The organism is Salinicola sp. NYA28a (assembly GCF_976982775.1).
Genome location: NZ_OZ334582.1, coordinates 227,022 through 244,567 on the forward strand (window position 1 = coordinate 227,022; position 17,546 = coordinate 244,567).

Here is a 17,546-nt window from a genome sequence, read left to right on the forward strand (position 1 = left end):
CCAAGCGGGGCTTTTCTGTCCTGGTATCGTGCGGCAGCGCAATGACCGATCGCTTCGGAGGGTTCCGCCGAGTCATAGCGTAGAATCGTTGGGCATGACCACAGGCGTGGTCGCGATACCGCCGATCTCGACGTCGATCTCGAACAGGGACCCGGCCAGTGGTTCGTCGTCGCAACCGGTGGCTGCCGAAGTGACGAAGAGGCGATCCAGCGCTTCACCGCCGAAAATACAGGAGGTGGGCCGGGAGATCGGGAGCGCGACTTCGTGATCGAGCGAGCCATCGGCGTGATAGCGGGCAATGCGGCCGCCATCCCACAGGGCGATCCATAACCCGCCTTCGCGATCGCAGGTCATGCCATCCGGATAGCCGGCGCCCTCCGGCAGGCGAATGTGCTCGCGGCGGTTTGACAGCTCGCCGTCGTCGTCGAGATCGAAGGCGAAGACGATCTGGCGCGCACTGTCGTTGTGATAAAGTGTGCGACCGTCGGGGCTGATGGCGGGGCCGTTGGTCACGTGGTATTCGCTGTCCATCTCGACCAGCCCGCGGCTATCGAGGCGGAACAGGAAGCCGTGAATCTCGGCTTCGGCATTATCCATGGAGCCGAACCACAGCCGGCCGTGGGCATCGCTGTTGGCATCATTGAGGCGATCGCCGTCCGGCAGCCATTTGATGGGCGTGAGTCTCTTGCCGATACGAGGGCCATCGGCATTGAGGTCGAGTTCAGCCACGCCGGAATGCAAGCCGGCAACGAAGCCGCCGTCCTCGCGGGGCAGCAGCCAGCAGCAGGCTTCTTCGAGATCCCAGCTCTGGCGCTCGCCATTGTCGGGATGGTAGGCATGCAGCCTGGCTTGTCGGATGTCGACGAACAGCAGAGCCTGAAGGCTATCGGACCAGATGGGGCCTTCGCCGAGTTCGGCGCCGACCTCCCATGCCACAGTGACGTCCTTGTTCATGATGACCCTCCATGGACTAGCGAAGTGTACCGGTATCGATGTCCGTCAATATCAATGTCTGTCACTATCGATACCCTGATTATCAGTGCTTCCGTTGTCGCGGCTTTCATTATCATAGTGCCGGTACCGACAATGGAAATATGATTCTCCCAATGAGTAAGGATTCCAAAGCGATGATACGTGTCGAGGTGCCATCGTGAAGTGTCTGGTGTTGCAAGCAGAGCACTGTCTGAGTCTGGCGCTGCGCGATACGGCCGCGCAGCGTAGCGACATCGAATATTTGCCGGCACCGGAGCTGGTGGATGCCGACGTGCTGGCCACGATCGGTCCGGATGCCGTGATCGTGCCGCCGCTGGCGGATCCTGGTCGCTGCGAACCGGCGGTGGTCTATGCCCACGCCAGTCAGGTCGAAGCGCTGCTCGAAGCGTGCCAGGCTCGCCGGATTCCGCTGATCTGGTGCGTCTCGGACACGCTCTACGAGGATGGGGCGGAAGGCCCGATCGACGAGGACGTTCTGCCACGGCCGCGGGATGAGGCGTTGCGCCGACTGATCTCGGTCGGCGAGCACGTGCGCCGCCATCCTCAGCATCTGATCCTGCGCCTGGGGCCGCTGTTCGGGCTCGAAGGCGAAGGCGCCTGGTTGAGCGAACTGATCGAATCGCTGATGCGCGGCGAATCGGTGCGTGCGGCCCAGGATCTGGTGCTCTGCCCGATATCGGTGAAGGCCGTCGCGCGCGCGCTGACGGGCGTGCTACTGCAGCTCGATAGTGGTGCTGGTGCCTGGGGCACCTACCATCTCTGCGGTACGGAACCCGTCAGCGTCTTCACCTTCTGCTCTGTGGTCCGGACACAGCTGGCGACGCGTCTCGAAGGCGTCGGAGCCTTGCCGGCGCCGGGTGAATTGCTGGCGCTCAATCAACACCACGACACGCCGCTGCGACGAGTGCTCAACTGTCGTCGGCTGCTCGATGTCTTCGGTATCCACCAGAAGTCCTGGCGGCTGGAGTTGGGACTGATGCTGGATGCCTGGTGCCAGCAGCACTATCCCGACCATGATGAGGTCGATAATGGCAGCCGAGACAGTCGCAAGGGGGAAACGTCCCGCGCATGAAAGCCTTTCGTAGTGTGATCTTCTATATCGGTTATTTCCTGGCGATCCTCGTCTCCGGTCTGCTGATGTTGCCCATCGGTTTCGCCCTGCCGACCCGCTCGCGGTTCCGCCTGTTCAATTGGCATAACCGATTCATCATCAGATGGCTCTCCTTGACCTGCGGCATTCGCTACCACATTCGTGGCCGTGAGCGGGTTCCCGAGGGGCCCTGCGTGGTACTGGCCAATCATCAGAGCGAATGGGAAACGGTTTATCTGCAGCTGCTCAAGACACCGATCTGCACCGTGCTCAAGAAGGAACTGCTCGAGATTCCGCTATTCGGCTGGGGCGTGCGTCTACTGCGACCGATCCCGCTGGATCGCTCGAAGCCGTCGGCCGCCATGCGTCAGGTGCTTTCTCATGGCAAGCAGCGTCTGGAAGAAGGGTTGTCGGTACTGATCTTCCCCGAGGGGACGCGCGTACCGCCGGGACAGCGACGTCGCTTCAACAAGAGCGGTGCGGTAATCGCGTGTCGTACCGGCGTTCCGGTGCTGCCCGTCGCTCACAATGCCGGCGAGCGCTGGGGCCGTCATTGGGTCAAGCAGCCCGGCGTGCTCAATGTGGTCGTGGGCGAGCCGATCGAGACTGTCGGCCGCAGCCCCGAAGAGGTGATGGCAGAGATGGAAGCCTGGATCGAGCGCACCCTCGACGAGATATCCGAAGTGCCGCGTCCACCGCTGCCGGAGAAGGCTGCGCCGGCAGAGTTGCCGTCCTGACCCGATTCGCTGAGACGGATAGCAGAAAACGAGCCCAAAAAAGGCGCCCCGCGGGGCGCCTTTTGCATTGGTAACGATGAAGCCAGACGATCAGCTTTCGAAGCGATCCAGTACCAGACAGGCGTTGGTGCCACCGAAGCCGAAGCTGTTGGACAGCACGCGCTTGACGTCGACATCGTCGCGACGCTGGCGAACGATGTCGAAACCGTTGGCCTGCTCGTCGAGCGTATCGATGTTCGCCGAGGCGCAGATGAACCGGTTCTGCATCATCAGCAGCGAGTAGATCGCTTCCTGCACGCCGGTCGCGCCCAGCGAGTGCCCCGTCAGCGACTTGGTCGAACTCATGGCCGGCGTGGTGTCGCCGAATACGTCACGGATGGCCTTGAGCTCGGCCACATCGCCTACCGGCGTCGAGGTGCCGTGGGTATTGATGTAGTCGACCTTGCCTTCCAGTCCTGCGAGCGCCTGACGCATGCAGCGTGCCGCGCCTTCGCCGGAAGGGGCGACCATGTCGTGCCCGTCGGACGTCGCGCCGTAGCCCGTGATCTCGGCATAGATCTTGGCGCCGCGAGCCTTGGCGTGTTCGAGCTCTTCGATCACCAGCATGCCGCCACCGCCGGCGATGATGAAGCCGTCACGATCCACGTCGTAGGGGCGCGAGGCCTTTTCCGGCGTGTCGTTGTAATGGGTGGTCAGCGCGCCCATGGCGTCGAACAGGCAGGACAGCGTCCAGTGCTCCTCCTCGCCGCCGCCGGCGAAGACCACGTCCTGCTTGCCCATCTGGATCTGTTCCACGGCGCTGCCGATGCAGTGGGCCGAGGTGGCACAGGCAGAGGAGATCGAGTAGTTGACGCCCTTGATCTTGAACGGCGTCGACAGGCAAGCCGAAACCGTGCTGCCCATGGTGCGCGTCACGCGGTAGGGGCCGACACGGCGCAGGCCTTTTTCCCGCATCACGTCGGCGGCTTCGACCTGGTTGGCGCTGGACGCACCGCCGGAGCCCGCGATCAGGCCGGTACGCGGGCTGGAGATGTCGCTGGCCTCGAGCCCGGCATCGTCGATCGCCTGCTGCATGGCGATATAGGCGTAGGCGGCTGCATCGCCCATGAAGCGCAATTGCTTGCGATCGACCAGAGACTCGATGTCGATATCGACGACGCCGGCAACCTGGCTGCGAAAGCCAAGTTCGGCATATTCCGGCTTGAAGCGAATGCCGGAGCGCCCCTGACGCAGAGAGTCGAGTACCTGTTGGGCGTCGTTGCCCAGGCAGGAAACGATGCCCAGGCCGGTGACTACCACTCGTTTCATGGAAGCCTCCCGCTCAGAATTTCTCAGTATTGGTGAACAGGCCGACACGCAAGTCCTTGGCCTCGTAGATGGCCTGACCGTCGACCGACAGCGTGCCATCGGCGATGCCAAGTACCAGGCGCCGGGTAATCACGCGCTTGATCTCGATATGATACGTAACCTGGCCCGCGCTTGGCAGGATCTGTCCGGAGAACTTGACGTCGCCGCAACCCAGGGCCCGACCACGACCGGGGTTGCCCAGCCAGCCGAGATGGAAGCCGACCAGCTGCCACATGGCGTCCAGGCCGAGACAGCCGGGCATCACCGGGTCACCAGGGAAATGACACTGGAAGAACCACAGGTCCGGATGGATATCCAGCTCGGCGATGATTTCGCCCTTCTGGTACTTGCCGCCTTCCTCGTTGATCTGCGTGATGCGGTCGAGCATCAGCATGTTGGGAGCGGGCAGTTGGGCGTTACCGGGGCCGAACAGTTCCCCCCGGCTGCATTTCAGCAGATCGTCTTGGCTGAAAGAGTGCTGTCTGGTCACTGGATCGTTCCGAGAATCGAAAATAGAGTTTGCCTCGTCGTCTGCAAGGCGCGGCCAGTCTAATGGCTGCGCGCGCTGATTGCACGCCAGCCAAAGCCTAGTCTTGTGCTACCTATGGCGCAATGATCGGAGTGAAGCTTGCCCTGGCGAATGCCCCCGGGGCATGATGCGGACGGAAATGGGAGGCTCTGCAATAGCCGCCAGTCAAACGATGACGACGACAAACGACAATCTATGTGGCCTTTCTTTACGCTGAATCGACCGCTGGTCTGGTTGGCCCTGGCGGCTCTGGCTGCCGCCAGTGTGCTGCCCATACTGGGGCTGAGGCTGGCAGCGCTGGCGGTGGTGATCATCGGCATGCTCGATGGCTGGCGCCAGATCCGGCTCGAACATCAACGTCGCCGCCTCAGCGAGCACGCTCTCGAGCTTTCACAGGATGGCGTGATCATTACCAATACTGCCAATCGTATCGTGGCCGTCAATCCCGCCTTCACTCAGATCACCGGCTACACGCTGGAGGAAATCCGGGGCCATGATCCCTCCGTACTGTCGTCGGGGCGTCACGACAAGGCGTTCTACGACCTCTACTGGAAAACGCTGAAAAGCACTGGCCGCTGGGAAGGCGAAGTCTGGAACCAGCGCAAGTACGGCGACCAGTTCCCCGAATGGCTGCGGGTTCAGGCCTTTCAGGATCACAAGGGCCGGGTTTCCCATTATGTGGGGCTGTTCACCGATATCAGCCGGCACAAGGCACGAGAGCAGGATCTGAGTCGTATCGGGTTCGAGGATCCGCTGACCGGCTTGCCCAATCGGCGACGTCTGCACGACCTGCTGGCGTCTCGCTTGCAGCATCTGCGCGCCGGAGAAGGGCTGGACCTGGCGCTGATCGATATCGATGCCTTCAAGGCGATCAACGATAACCTGGGCGTCGAGAACGGAGACCGCCTGCTGTCACGCTTCGGCCAGCGCCTGGCCGATCACATCGTCGGTGGTGTCGTCGGGCGGTTGGGCGGTGATGAATTCATGGTCATCCGCACCACGACATTCGACGACCATGAGCAATGGATCGCGAGCCTGCGCGAGCAGTTGAGCGAGCCGTTCGAGATCGAGGAGAAGCCGCTGCATCTGGGGTTGACCATCGGCAGCTGCCGGGCGCCGGAAGATGGCACCGACCCCAACGTGCTGTTCCAGCGGCTCGAATCCGCGCTTTACAGCGCCAAACGCCACGGCAGCAATCATGATCGACGCTTTCGTCCTTCCCTGGAAGTCGAAACCGACCGCCATCTGACCATTCTCAACGAATTACGCCAGGCACTGGCCCATGGATCGCAGCTGGAAATCCATTACCAGACTCAGCACCGGCTGGACGATGGCAAAATGGTGGGGATGGAAGCATTGCTGCGCTGGCATCACCCCGAGCATGGCCTGATCCTGCCGAGCGAGTTCATTCCGCTGGCGGAACGCTATGGCCTGATGCCGGCGCTGGGAGGCTGGGTCATCGACCAGGCCGTGGCGCAGCTGGCGACCTGGCGAGGGCTGGGGCTGGAAGTAGTGCCCATCTGGGTCAATCTCTCGGCGCTGCAACTGATCCAGGGCGACCTGGAATCCCACCTGATCTCGACACTGGCACAGTATCGAGTGCCGGCCCAACTGCTCGGCCTGGAGTTGACCGAATCGGTCTTGATCGACGAGCGTGCCGGCGATATCTCGTCACGTCTGGAGGCGCTGCGGCAGGAAGGTCTGCAGATTGCGATCGACGATTTCGGCACGGGCTATTCGTCGATGGCTTATCTCAAGCGTCTGCCGATCGACAAACTGAAACTGGACCGGGAGTTCATCCGGGCGTTGCCCCACGATCATGCCGACGCCGCGATCACCTCGGCGGTACTGGCAATGGCGCAGGGGTTGCACATGGATGTGATCGCCGAAGGCGTGGAAACCGCCGAGCAGCGGGACTTCCTGCTGGCCAGAGGATGCCGCCACGTACAAGGTTATCTCTATGCCCGGCCCCAGCCGGCCGACGAAGTGGAAAGCCGGCTGCGCGAGGCGGTGGCAAGCGCCCAGACCTGAAGCTACCGCTCGCGTCGTGCCGCGAAAGCGTGCATGCCTTGCCCTCTTCGGCAAGGCGTCGACCGCGTGGTGGACTCCTGTGGGCATGAGCGAGGCCGGCATCAACCCAGATTCTTGAATGCCTCCAGGGCCCGCGCTCTGGCGCGTCCATGGTCGACGATCGCTGGCGGATAGCCCGTTTGACGGCGCTGCTCCGCATTGGGCTGATGGCGGGATTTGGCCGGCAGGCCGGCGAGCTCCGGCAGCCAGCGGGCGATGAATTCGGCATCCGGGTCGAAACGCCGGGACTGGGTGGTCGGGTTGAATATCCGGAAGTAGGGAGCGGCATCGGTGCCGGTCGAGGCTGCCCACTGCCAGCCGCCATTGTTCGACGCGAAGTCGCCATCCACCAGATGCTGCATGAAGAAGGCTTCGCCGCGGCGCCAGTCGAGCAGCAGATGCTTGCTCAGGAACATGGCCGTCACCATGCGTAGCCGGTTGTGCATCCAGCCGGTCGCGACCAGCTGGCGCATGGCGGCGTCGACGAGCGGGAATCCGGTGCGTCCTTCGCACCACACGTCGAAATCCCTGTCGCTGTGGCGCCAGCTCAACCTGTCGGTTGCGAGCTTGAACGGGCGGTGACGACAGACGCGGGGAAAGCCGACGGCAATGTGCTGGTAGAACTCGCGCCAGATCAGCTCGTTGACCCAGCTCGTCAGACCGGCGTCGCCATCGCCGAGATGGCCGCCGTTGTTGGCCATCACGGCCTGCAGGCACTGTCTGTGGGAAATCATTCCGGCCGAAAGGTAGGCGGAGAGTTCGCTGGTGCCGGCGATGGCCGGGAAGTCGCGATCATCCTTGTAACGGCGCGCCCGTCGTTGCAGAAATCGAGACAGCCGGTCGGCGGCGGCCTCCTGACCTGCCGGCCAGGACGAATCCTCTGCGCTGGCGGAGCCGGAGAAGACCACGGCGGAGCGGTCCCGCTCAGGTAGCTCGGGAATCGGGTCGCTGGAAATCTCCAGCCTGGCCTGGCGTGGAGGTGTCTCACGCAACGCCAGCTGGTCTGCGCCGACGCGCTGATGCCAGGCTTTGGCGAACGGGGTGAAGACCTTGTAGTACTCGCCCTGACCCGTCAACAATTCGCCCGGCTCGAAGGCAATGGCGTCGGTGTAGGCATGGACTGCGAGCCCCTCGTGGGCGAACGCCTCGGAGACCCTGGCGTCACGCTCCCGCTCATCCAGCGGATACTCGCGGTTGAAATGCAGCGCTTGCGCCTCGTAACGCCTGGCCGCCTCCAGCAGTGCCTTGGGCGCCGCGCCGAAGTCCTCGATGTCACGGTAGAGCAGCGGGATATCGAGTTCAGCCAGCGCTTTCTGCAGCGCGATGACGCCACGATGCAGAAACGAGATCTTGTTGGCACCATGGTCATGGCGGCGCCACTGGTGACGACAGGCGAGATAGATGCCGATCACCGGGCCCTTGCGGGCGGCTGCGCTCAACGCGGAGTGGTCGAGCGTTCTCAGGTCGTTGCGAAACCAGACGAGTTGCGTGGGCGACATAGCACGTCCCTGTTACCGATGACTGAGCGACGCGTCCCTGCGTCGCGGGCTATTCACCCTGTTGCGCTGTCACGGCGAGCCTGACGCTCGCGCCGTGCGTCCATGCCTGTGGCCGGTTCAACTGCCGGCTTCGATCGTCGCCCGCATCCGGCTCAACGCCTGGCTCATGTCCTCTCCCAGCACGGCGACCGAGGTGTTCTCGAAATCGCTGGCCCGGATACGAGCGACGGGTCCGACCAGGCATACCGGTGCCTGGGACTGTTCGGCAAGCCGCGGCAGCTGGCGCCGAATGACATCGCTGCGTTCGGCGTGACTGCTGGCGAGCAGCAGCGCTTTGGCGCCGAGACGCTCGACGGCCAGCGGAAACTCGCTCAGCGGAAGATCGCCATCGATCAACTGGACGCGATAGCCCGCGGCGGACGCGGCCAGGCCCATCAGCAGTGCCCAAAATCCGCTGCTGTCGTCGGGCAAGCGTGCGACCAGTATTTCACCCGCATTGCTCAACTGGTTGGCGTGGTAGATCCGGGTGCCGATCCGCGTGCGCAGGAAAGTCTCCAGCACCCGGCGTTGGAGCGTGGCGCCGAACTGGTCGCCCCAGCGCTCTTCCAGCTGCGAGATGACGGGCTGCCAGAGTTCCGCGATACACAGGCTGACCGGATACAGCGACAGGCTCTGGTTGAACAGTACTTCCAGCCGGCCCGTGTCGAGAGACTCCACGGCGTGGATCAGATGCTGACGCTGGCTGGCCCAGTCTCCCATCTGCGGCGCTGGCGTCTCGGCCGCCTCCGGCTGATCCAGAAGCTCCCGCACCTGGCTGACCGGAACGCCGCGGTTGAGCCACTGCAGAATGCGCTCGACGCGCTCGATATCGTCACGGCCGTAGAGCCGATGACCTTTTGGCGTGCGCTGGGGGCGGATCAGACCGTAGCGGCGCTCCCAGGCGCGCAAAGTGACGGAGTTGACTCCAGTGAGTCGCGATACTTCACGAATCGGGTAGAGCGGCGCGGCACTGGAATCCATTGCCTTGTAAGTCATGCAAGTCCTCCTGCGAGGTCTCTGCGTGCGCCGTCTCGTCGAATAGGGTGGTTCATGTCAATGTTGCGAGTCATCACTACGGCTTCGAAAGTGTCAGGGCATCGGTTGTGGCATCTGGCGCGGTTCGCACCGGTGTAACCTGCGATAGTGCCCTGATGCCTTGAGGACGTCACCTCGGTTCGGCAACGATTGCTAGAAAGCGATGACTTCGACGAGTCGTGACGAGACGGATACTACCGTCTCGATACCTCAAGGATGGGTGAAGATATTGTACGTTTCAAGCGTTTTGTACAATATTTATGTAATATGCAATTCATGTAATACGAAATTCATGTAATACGCAATTCATCCAATATCTGGATAGCCTTACTGAGCCTGGGCCTGCGATTCGACGATACTGGCGAGGGCGTCGACGAAAGCCGGGTGCTGACCGACCGGATCCAGCAGATGCAGCGAAACCGGGTGTTCCCGAGCGATCTCCTCGAGCTGGCCGGGAACGTCTTCCCGCAGGTGTCGGCCTGCCGCGAAGAACAGCGGCAGGACCTCTATCCGCGAGATGCCACGCGCTGCCAGTTCGGCCACCCGGGTCTCGAGCGAAGGCTCGCTCAATTCCATGAAGGCGAGAACGACGGGCTTGTCGACTCGTGGCTGCAGGTTCCGTTCCAGCGTCTCGAACGGGGCACGCCAGCGAGCATCGCTGGAACCGTGGGCCAGCAGAATCATGGCGGACTGTGTCATGCTGCCTCCTGTGAGAGGGTGTTAAATACCGGAGGCGGGAATCGAGGTTTCGCGCGACCGTGGAATGAGCGCGCTGGGACGACTCGCCGCCGGATGGCCAGGCTCAATGCATTGTACAACATTGGTATAATTGGGAGCATCCATCATGCGTCTATTGATCACGGGCGGTACGGGATTCGTCGGACGTCGACTGGTCGAGCGGGCTCTGGCGGCAGGCCATGACGTCATGGTGATCTCTCGCGACCCGGAACGGGCCCGCCGGCAGTTGCCGCAGAGCGTGCGCATCGGTGACGATGCCATGGATTTTGCATCGTCTCTACCGGAGGCCATCGTCAACCTGGCCGGGGAACCGATCGCCGACCGGCGCTGGAGCGACCCGCAGAAGACCCGGCTGGTCGAATCGCGCCGCCACGCGACACGCGACGTCGTCGCGCTATGCGAGGAGCTGGCGCGGCGGGACCAACCGCCGGAAGTACTCGTCTCCGGTTCGGCCATGGGTTACTACGGCGATCAGGGCGATCGCGAAGTGACCGAGGAGACGCCACCTCACGACGAATTCGCCCACCGCCTGTGCCAGGCCTGGGAGGCGGAGGCGCTCAAGGCCGAAGCTTTCGGGGTAAGGGTGGCCTGTCTGCGTACCGGGCTGGTGCTGGATGCTGGCGGCGGCACCCTGGCCAAGATGATGCCGGCGTTCAAGCTGGGGCTGGGCGGTCGCCTGGGGGATGGGCGCCAGTACATGCCGTGGATCCATCGGGAGGATCTGGTCGCCATGATCGAGTTTCTGCTCGAGAAAACCATGCTCAGCGGCCCGTTCAACGGCTCCGCGCCGCAACCGGTGACCAATGCCGAGTTCACCAGGGCGCTGGGACGACACCTGCATCGGCCGGCGGCGCTGTTCGTGCCCGCGCCGCTGCTGAAACTCGGACTGGGGGAGATGTCGCGCCTGCTTCTGACCGGCGCTTGCATGCGTCCCAGGCGCTTCCAGGAGGCCGGCTTCACCTTTCGCTATCCGACGCTGGACGACGCCCTGGCGGCAATCGTGTCCCATTGAGCGCGTCCGCGGCTTGCCGCGGACGCGGATCCTCGATGCGCTGGCGAACTAGCGTGCATCCTTGTCGACGGTGACGATCACGCGTACCGCGTCGAGGCGCAGCGACGCGCCTTCGATGGCGTTATCGAGGGCGTGGCGTTCGTCTTTCAGGGCCTGCAGCTCGTCGTCGCGAATAGCGCCGTTGTGCTCGGCAAGGGCCTTGAGACGCGACAGCTCCAGATCTAGCGTCTCCCGCATCTCCTGCTGAGCGCGTTCGACCAGCGACGGCAATTCGCGTTGGGCCTCCTGCTCGCCCTTCTTCAGCAGCTCGCGCAACGCGTCATGCCGGGATTTCAGCAGCTCGCGCGCGACGCCTTTCTTGACTCGCTGCAGGTTGCGGGAGAGCCCGCTGAAGGTGACCTTGTCCGACAGGTTGGCGCCGCTCTCGTCGAGCAGCACGCGAATGCCGGTATCCGGCAGGAAGCGGCCCAGTTGCAGCCGCTTGGGCGCCGGGCAGTGCGTGCGGAAGATCAGCTCCAGCATCAGCCGGCCGCCGGGAATGTTGGGATGCTTGAGCAGGGCGAGGGCGGTGTTGCCCAGGCTGGAGTCGAGAATGCGCTCCATCACCGTGGTCACCAGCGGATGCTCCCAGGAGAGACGCTGGATATCGTCACGCGCCAGCGCCTGGGTGCGCGAGTAGGTCACGGTGAACCCCTCGTCGCCCTGGGCCAATCCCGGCAGGCTGTCGATCATGTGCGAGCCGGGCGTGAGGTGCATCTGACCGTTGCCGAGATCCCGGCTATCGACGCCGAAGATGTCCAGCGCCTGATCGACGTAGCGGGGCAGGGCGCTGTCGTTGTCCTGCTCCACGATCGCGCTGATCACGGCATCCGCCCGCTCGGGGCGGCAGGCGTTCCACTCCAGCAGACGATTGCGGCCCGCTTCGCGCTCGGCCAGGCGAGCGTCGTTGAAGGTGCGGGTCTCTGCGATCAGCGAGTCCAGGCCGCTGCTTTCGTCGAGGCCGTCGTCATCGAGACTTTCACGCAGCGCATCGCCGAAAGCCTCGAGGACGTCACCGCCCGCCGCGTGCGGCGCCTCGAACGCGGCGAGGCCGTCGTGATACCAGCGCAGCAGCGTGGCGGTGGGGCTTTTCTCGATCACCGGCACGTGAATATCGATCGGATGCAGCTGGCCGATACGGTCGAGTCGCCCGATACGCTGCTCGAGCAGGTCGGGGTGCCAGGGCAGATCGAACATCACCAGATGGTGGCAGAATTGGAAGTTGCGCCCCTCGGAGCCGATTTCGGAGCAGATCAGCACCTGACAGCCGTCATCGTCATCGGCAAAGGCGGCGGCGGCGCGGTCGCGCTCGACCAGGCTCATCTCTTCGTGGAAGACCGGTGCCTGGATACCGGCGCGCACGCGCAGCGCCTCGGCCAGGTCCACGGCGGTCTGGCGCCAGTGGGCGATCACCAGCACCTTCTGCTGGTTGCCCAGTGTCTCGAGCTGACCGATCAACCACTCGACGCGGGGATCGAGACGCCACCAGGGCGTGTCATGCTGGATCGCGGCATCGTGCAGGGCGCGATAGGCCGCCTCGGGATAGAGGCGGGCGTCGTGCGTGCTCAGATCGGCGGCGGTCAGGCGGGCGGCGAAGTGATCGTTGCCCTGGCCGAGCTCTTCGAACTGGTCGTGATAGGCCGCCGGCATTGCCAGCGAGGCCACGTGCAGGTGGCGCTCGGGAAAGCCGCCGACATGACGGCGGCTGTTGCGGAACATGACCCGGCCAGTGCCGTGGCGATCCAGCAGCTGTTCGCGCAGCTGGCGGCGGGCACTGTCGCGCTGGGCGTCGTCGCTTTCGGCGTCCAGCAGGGTATCGAGCAGCGCGCGGCTGTCGCCGTCATCGATGATGGCGCCGAGACGGTCGCGGTCGGCGGCATCGCCCGGCAGCCGCTCGAGCGCCTCGATCGCTTCGGCCACGGCGGTATAGCCGGCTTCTTCTTCCCGGAAGCGTTCGAGATCGTGATAGCGGTCGGGGTCGAGCAGGCGCAACCGGGCGAAGTGGCTCTCCAGTCCCATCTGCTCCGGTGTCGCGGTCAGCAGCAGCAGGCCGGCGATATGCTTCGACAGGCGCTCGATGCAGGCATAGCCGGGGCCTTCTGACTGTGGCGTCCAGTCGAGATGGTGCGCCTCGTCGACGATCAGCAGATCCCACTCGGCGCTCTCGGCCTGACGCTGACGATGCGGGTTGGCGAACAGCCACTCCTGGCTGGCCAGGATGCACTGGCCGCTGTCGAAGGGGTTGTCCTCGTCGAACGCTTCGCTCTGGGCTTCGTCCAGCAGCGTGACCGAGAGCGAGAAACGGCGCAGCAATTCGATCAGCCATTGGTGGGTCAGGCTGGCTGGCACCAGAATCAGCGCCCGGCTGGCGCGCCCGGTCAGCAGCAGGCGATGCAGGATCAGCCCGGCCTCGATGGTCTTGCCCAGGCCGACTTCGTCGGCCAGCAGAACGCGCGGGGCATGGCGCCGGGAGACTTCGTCGGCGATATAGAGCTGGTGCGGAATCAGATCGATGCGCGGCCCGGCCAGGCCCAGTGCGGGGCTACGGGCGATGCGCTGGTGGTGATGCAGCGAGCGATAGCGCAACTGGAACCAGTCGTTGCGGTCGACCTGGCCGGTCAGCAGACGATCCTGTGCCTGATGGAAGCGCATGTTGTCGGAGAGCCTGGCTTCGCTGAGCGACACGGATTCGCCGTCATCGGTCTGGCCGTGGTAGATCACGCAGCCATCGCGTTCTTCGATACGCTCGACGGTCAACTGGTCGCCGTCGGCGGTGTCGATGCGATCACCGGGGCCGAACACCACGCGGGTCAGCGGTGCCTGACGGGCGCTGTAGGTACGGGTTTCCTGACTGGCGGTGAACAGCACGGTGACGCTGCGTGCATCGACGGTGAGAATGGTGCCGAGCCCAAGCTCGGTTTCGCCGTCGCTGATCCAACGCTGGCCGGGAGAGAAATCGCTCATGGTGCCTCGGTCGTGTGTACGCTGCGGGGAACGGATCGAATGGGCGACGCATTCTAGCGTAAACCGCGTGCGGCCTTAAGCACTGAACGGTTCGGCGTGTCCCGGCATTGGCGTTACACTGCCTCGGCGTGGGTCCGGGCGTCGCGGACTCGGATACGGGCGCGAAGCACCTTACGAGGAGAGATCATGGCGGGAGCAGGGCCAAGAGACGGTCTGCGTCGGATCGCGATCGCCAGTCAGGCGATCGGATTCGTTCTGATCATCACGCTGGAGACAGTGATGGGAGACGATGCCAGGCCCTGGCAGGGCGTGATGCTGGCGTTGATGCTGGCGACCGCGGCCTGGCTGGCGCTGGTGCGACGTTATCGGCGTAACCGAAAGCTGCGCCACGAGCGCGAAGACGATGATTGATGCCGCCGGTCAATGCCGGTCGAGTCCCGACCGCCATCGATCCGGCTCTGCCCATGGCATCCGTGCCTGGATGCATTAAGCTTGGCCTTATCCCCGCGCCCGGAGCGTGCCCGTGTTATTGAACAGCCTGATTCTGATATTGACCGTCGCGGGCATGGAGATCGCGTCGGCGCTGATCCATCGCTACGTCATGCACGGCTTTGGCTGGGGCTGGCATCGCTCGCATCACGAGCCGCACCAGAACCGATTCGAGCTGAACGATCTCTACGCCGTGGTCTTCGCCGCCATCGCCATCGTGCTCATCGCGCTCGGCACGGGCGGTGCCTGGCCGCTGCAGTGGATCGGTGCCGGCATGACCGCCTACGGGATGCTCTACTTCATCGTTCACGACGGGCTGGTGCACAAGCGCTGGCCGTTTCGCTACATTCCGCGGCGCGGCTATCTCCAGCGCCTTTACCAGGCCCACCGCCTCCATCATGCCGTCAAGGCGCGCGAACACGGAATCTCCTTCGGCTTTCTCTATGCGCCGCCGACGGACAAGCTGAAGGCCGAGCTGCGTCGCCGTCGGCTGTCGTCCATTAGCGAGGACGCTGTCAGGGTTAGCGAGAACGCTGTCAGGGATAGCGAGGACGCTGCCAGAGATGCGCGGGCCGAGGATCGGGTCGCCGCCCGCGAGCGCTGAGCGCCTGGCCGGCCCCGGCCAACAGCAACCCGATCTTCTCTCCCTTGCCGGTGCCCTGACGTCGATCCCAGGCGTGTTCTCCGGCGCCGGCAACCTTGACGCCGATCCGCCGATAGACGCCCCGCGCCGTGGCGATCGCCCAGGCCGAGCGCAGCGGCAGAGCGGGCAGGCCGTCCCGCGCCGAGTCGTAGTAGGGTTCGGCAACGGCTATCAGCCGGCCGGCGAGGACAGCGAGGCGGTCGCGGTGGCGCGGCGCCGTGATCTCATCGAGTGGTATGCCGACCTCGTCGAGCCAGGCCAGCGGCAGATAGCAGCGCCCGATCCGGGCGTCGTCGACGATATCCCTGGCGATGTTGGTGAGCTGGAAGGCGAGGCCCAGGTCGCAGGCGCGGTCCAGCACGGCTTCGTCTCGCACGCCCATGACGCGCGCCATCATCAGCCCCACCACGCCCGCGACGTGATAGCAGTAGCGCAGCGTGTTCGACAGATGCGGATAGGTCTCGCCGCGCACGTCCATGGCGTAGCCCTCCAGATGATCGAACGCCTGCGACTGGGGAATCTCGTGGGTCAGCGCGACTTCCTGAAACGCGGCAAAGGCCGGGTCCGATATGGACTCGCCGGCGTAGGCGAGCCGAGTCGACTCCCGCAGCCGCTCGAGTCGCGCCTCCGGCGTGTCCTGGCTCACCGCGTCCGTCTCGAAGCCCAGCGTTTGACCGTCGATCACGTCATCGCAGTGACGGCACCAGGCGTAGAGCATCAGCGCGGATCGCCGCGTGCGCGGCTCGAAGAGTTTCGAAGCGGTAGCGAAGCTCTTCGAGCCCACCGCCATGGTGCGGGTCGCGTGGTCGAGCAGCGCCTCGCTCATGTTGACGCCTCTCGCTTGCCCAGATCCTCGATCATCAGCCCGGCCGTCGCCTGGGCGGAGCCGATGACGCCGGGAATCCCCGCGCCAGGATGCGTGCCCGCGCCGACCAGGTAGAGATTGTCGATTCGGCTGTCGCGATTGTGAGGCCGGAACCAGGCGCTCTGGGTCAGGATCGGCTCGACCGAGAACGCCGAGCCCTGATAGGCATTCAGCGTATCGCGGAAATCGAACGGGGTAATGTGGCGATGCGTCACCAGCTGACTGCGCAGGCCCGGCATGTAGTTCGCTTCCAGATAATCGAAGATCCGCTCGCGTAGCCGAGGGCCTTCGATTTCCCAGTCGAGATCGGCGGTGCCCAGGTGCGGGACCGGCGCCAGCACATAGTAGGCGCCGCAGCCCGGCGGGGCGAGCGATGGGTCGGTGACGCAGGGCGCATGCAGATAGAGCGAGAAATCGTCGGCCAGCGCGTCCTTGTTGAAGATCTCGTCGATCAGCTCGCGATAGCGTGGCCCGAAGCAGACGGTGTGGTGCGCCAGCTGGGTGTGGTTGTGATCGAGCCCGAAATAGAGCACGAACAGCGAATTGCTCATCCGCTTGCGCTTGAGGCTCGCGGTGGCCTTCACGCCGCGTGGGTGATGGCCGAGCAACGTCTCGTAGGTGTGGACGACATCGGCATTGGAGGCCACCGCCCGCGCCTCGAGCCGACGGCCATTCGCGAGCGTGACTGCGCTGATGCGATCGCCTTGGGTCTCCAGCCGTTCGACCCTGGCATCGAGCATGAGCTCGCCGCCGATGTCCTCGAACAGCCTGACCATCGCGTTGACCAGCGCACCGGTGCCGCCGCGTGGAAACCACACGCCCCATTCGCGCTCGAGAGCATGGATCAGGGTGTAGATCGACGAGGTCGAGAACGGGTTGCCGCCCACCAGCAGCGAGTGGAACGAGAACGCCTGGCGCAGATGCTCGTCCTCGATGAAGCTCGACACCATGCCGTAGACGCTGCGCCATGCCTGCAATCGGGTGAGCTGCGGCGCGGCCTTGAGCATGTCGCGAAACGACAGGAACGGCTTGGCGCCGAGCTTGAGGTAGCCTTCCCGGAACACGTCGCGGGAATAGTCGAGAAAACGCCGATAGCCTTCCACGTCCCCCGGGTTGAGCTGGCGAATCTGCGCTTCCAGTTTCGCCTGATCGTTGTCGTAGTCGAACACTTCGCCCGTTTCCCAGCAGAGCCGGTAGAAGGGCGTGACAGGCAACAGCGCCACGTAGTCGGAAAGCGATTTGCCGGCGAGCGTGAACAGCGACTCGATGGCGCTGGGGTCGGTGATCACCGTGGGGCCGGCATCGAAGGTGAAGCCTTCGTCTTCGTAGACGTAGGCACGCCCGCCGGGCTTGTCGCGGCTCTCCAGCAACAGCGTGGGAATGCCCGCCGCCTGCAGGCGAATGGCAAGCGCCAGGCCGCCGAAGCCGGCGCCGATCACGATCGTTTTCTTCATTGC

General features: G+C 64.1%; 15 protein-coding genes. 6 read left to right on the forward strand and 9 right to left on the reverse strand.

Annotation, left to right across the window (positions count from 1 at the left end):
* Nucleotides 1-72: 72 nt before the first annotated feature.
* The gene (locus ACWHY3_RS01125; protein WP_448127393.1) at nt 73-954 is read right to left on the reverse strand and encodes an SMP-30/gluconolactonase/LRE family protein; all 882 of its coding nucleotides are present in this window, start codon (nt 952-954) and stop codon (nt 73-75) included.
* A 196-nt stretch (nt 955-1,150) separates the two neighbouring features.
* Between ACWHY3_RS01125 and ACWHY3_RS01130 the strand changes: the two genes are divergently transcribed.
* A complete protein-coding gene (locus tag ACWHY3_RS01130; protein ID WP_087719771.1) occupies nt 1,151-2,065 on the forward strand; it encodes a sugar nucleotide-binding protein in 915 nt (304 codons plus the stop codon).
* A complete protein-coding gene (locus ACWHY3_RS01135; protein WP_303856122.1) occupies nt 2,062-2,820 on the forward strand; it encodes a lysophospholipid acyltransferase family protein in 759 nt (252 codons plus the stop codon). Before ACWHY3_RS01130 ends, ACWHY3_RS01135 begins: the two co-directional genes overlap by 4 nt.
* A gap of 90 nt (nt 2,821-2,910) precedes the next feature.
* Here the strand turns inward: ACWHY3_RS01135 and fabB are convergent, their stop codons facing one another.
* Entirely contained in the window at nt 2,911-4,128 is a 1,218-nt protein-coding gene (gene fabB / locus ACWHY3_RS01140) for a beta-ketoacyl-ACP synthase I (protein ID WP_303856120.1), read from the reverse strand.
* Between the two features lie 13 nt (nt 4,129-4,141).
* Nucleotides 4,142-4,657, reverse strand: a complete 516-nt coding sequence (gene fabA, locus ACWHY3_RS01145; protein ID WP_071230738.1) for a 3-hydroxyacyl-[acyl-carrier-protein] dehydratase FabA — start codon at nt 4,655-4,657, stop codon at nt 4,142-4,144.
* A 234-nt stretch (nt 4,658-4,891) separates the two neighbouring features.
* On the opposite strand from fabA, the gene ACWHY3_RS01150 reads away from it, so the two are divergent.
* On the forward strand, nt 4,892-6,727 hold the full coding sequence (locus tag ACWHY3_RS01150; RefSeq protein ID WP_448127394.1) for a putative bifunctional diguanylate cyclase/phosphodiesterase: 1,836 nt from the start codon (nt 4,892-4,894) through the stop codon (nt 6,725-6,727).
* A 101-nt stretch (nt 6,728-6,828) separates the two neighbouring features.
* Here the strand turns inward: ACWHY3_RS01150 and phrB are convergent, their stop codons facing one another.
* The 3 genes from phrB to ACWHY3_RS01165 form a co-directional block, all read right to left on the reverse strand.
* Complete coding sequence (phrB, locus tag ACWHY3_RS01155; RefSeq protein ID WP_448127395.1) at nt 6,829-8,265, reverse strand: deoxyribodipyrimidine photo-lyase; 1,437 nt, start codon at nt 8,263-8,265, stop codon at nt 6,829-6,831.
* 117 nt (nt 8,266-8,382) lie between these two features.
* Nucleotides 8,383-9,300 (reverse strand): MerR family transcriptional regulator, encoded by a 918-nt coding sequence (locus tag ACWHY3_RS01160; protein ID WP_448127396.1) that lies wholly within the window; start codon nt 9,298-9,300, stop codon nt 8,383-8,385.
* A 366-nt stretch (nt 9,301-9,666) separates the two neighbouring features.
* The gene (locus tag ACWHY3_RS01165; RefSeq protein WP_448127397.1) at nt 9,667-10,038 is read right to left on the reverse strand and encodes a sirohydrochlorin chelatase; all 372 of its coding nucleotides are present in this window, start codon (nt 10,036-10,038) and stop codon (nt 9,667-9,669) included.
* Between the two features lie 145 nt (nt 10,039-10,183).
* Between ACWHY3_RS01165 and ACWHY3_RS01170 the strand changes: the two genes are divergently transcribed.
* Nucleotides 10,184-11,089, forward strand: a complete 906-nt coding sequence (locus tag ACWHY3_RS01170) for a TIGR01777 family oxidoreductase (RefSeq protein ID WP_448127398.1) — start codon at nt 10,184-10,186, stop codon at nt 11,087-11,089.
* 48 nt (nt 11,090-11,137) lie between these two features.
* Here the strand turns inward: ACWHY3_RS01170 and rapA are convergent, their stop codons facing one another.
* On the reverse strand, nt 11,138-14,092 hold the full coding sequence (rapA, locus tag ACWHY3_RS01175; RefSeq protein WP_448127399.1) for an RNA polymerase-associated protein RapA: 2,955 nt from the start codon (nt 14,090-14,092) through the stop codon (nt 11,138-11,140).
* A 186-nt stretch (nt 14,093-14,278) separates the two neighbouring features.
* On the opposite strand from rapA, the gene ACWHY3_RS01180 reads away from it, so the two are divergent.
* Both ACWHY3_RS01180 and ACWHY3_RS01185 read left to right on the forward strand, forming a co-directional pair.
* Nucleotides 14,279-14,503: a hypothetical protein gene (locus ACWHY3_RS01180; RefSeq protein ID WP_448127400.1), complete on the forward strand. Its 225-nt coding sequence runs from the start codon at nt 14,279-14,281 to the stop codon at nt 14,501-14,503.
* A 112-nt stretch (nt 14,504-14,615) separates the two neighbouring features.
* Nucleotides 14,616-15,185, forward strand: coding sequence for a sterol desaturase family protein (locus ACWHY3_RS01185; RefSeq protein ID WP_448127401.1), 570 nt, complete (start codon nt 14,616-14,618; stop codon nt 15,183-15,185).
* Here ACWHY3_RS01185 and crtB read toward each other — a convergent pair.
* A complete protein-coding gene (gene crtB / locus ACWHY3_RS01190; protein WP_448127402.1) occupies nt 15,118-16,050 on the reverse strand; it encodes a 15-cis-phytoene synthase CrtB in 933 nt (310 codons plus the stop codon). The two genes, ACWHY3_RS01185 and crtB, sit on opposite strands and share 68 nt — an antisense overlap.
* A complete protein-coding gene (locus ACWHY3_RS01195) occupies nt 16,047-17,543 on the reverse strand; it encodes a phytoene desaturase (protein ID WP_448127403.1) in 1,497 nt (498 codons plus the stop codon). The genes crtB and ACWHY3_RS01195 overlap by 4 nt, the downstream gene beginning before the upstream one ends.
* Between the last annotated feature and the right edge of the window lie 3 nt (nt 17,544-17,546).

Bases quoted from the DNA above. Each gene is read 5' to 3' on its own strand.
- ACWHY3_RS01165 (WP_448127397.1), bottom strand. From the start codon at position 10,038: ATGACACAGTCCGCCATGATTCTGCTGGCCCACGGTTCCAGCGATGCT.
- ACWHY3_RS01195 (WP_448127403.1), bottom strand. From the start codon at position 17,543: ATGAAGAAAACGATCGTGATCGGCGCCGGCTTCGGCGGCCTGGCGCTT.
- ACWHY3_RS01135 (WP_303856122.1), top strand. From the start codon at position 2,062: ATGAAAGCCTTTCGTAGTGTGATCTTCTATATCGGTTATTTCCTGGCG.
- ACWHY3_RS01170 (WP_448127398.1), top strand. From the start codon at position 10,184: ATGCGTCTATTGATCACGGGCGGTACGGGATTCGTCGGACGTCGACTG.
- ACWHY3_RS01180 (WP_448127400.1), top strand. From the start codon at position 14,279: ATGGCGGGAGCAGGGCCAAGAGACGGTCTGCGTCGGATCGCGATCGCC.
- ACWHY3_RS01160 (WP_448127396.1), bottom strand. From the start codon at position 9,300: ATGACTTACAAGGCAATGGATTCCAGTGCCGCGCCGCTCTACCCGATT.
- fabB (WP_303856120.1), bottom strand. From the start codon at position 4,128: ATGAAACGAGTGGTAGTCACCGGCCTGGGCATCGTTTCCTGCCTGGGC.
- crtB (WP_448127402.1), bottom strand. From the start codon at position 16,050: ATGAGCGAGGCGCTGCTCGACCACGCGACCCGCACCATGGCGGTGGGC.
- ACWHY3_RS01150 (WP_448127394.1), top strand. From the start codon at position 4,892: ATGTGGCCTTTCTTTACGCTGAATCGACCGCTGGTCTGGTTGGCCCTG.
- ACWHY3_RS01125 (WP_448127393.1), bottom strand. From the start codon at position 954: ATGAACAAGGACGTCACTGTGGCATGGGAGGTCGGCGCCGAACTCGGC.
- phrB (WP_448127395.1), bottom strand. From the start codon at position 8,265: ATGTCGCCCACGCAACTCGTCTGGTTTCGCAACGACCTGAGAACGCTC.
- rapA (WP_448127399.1), bottom strand. From the start codon at position 14,092: ATGAGCGATTTCTCTCCCGGCCAGCGTTGGATCAGCGACGGCGAAACC.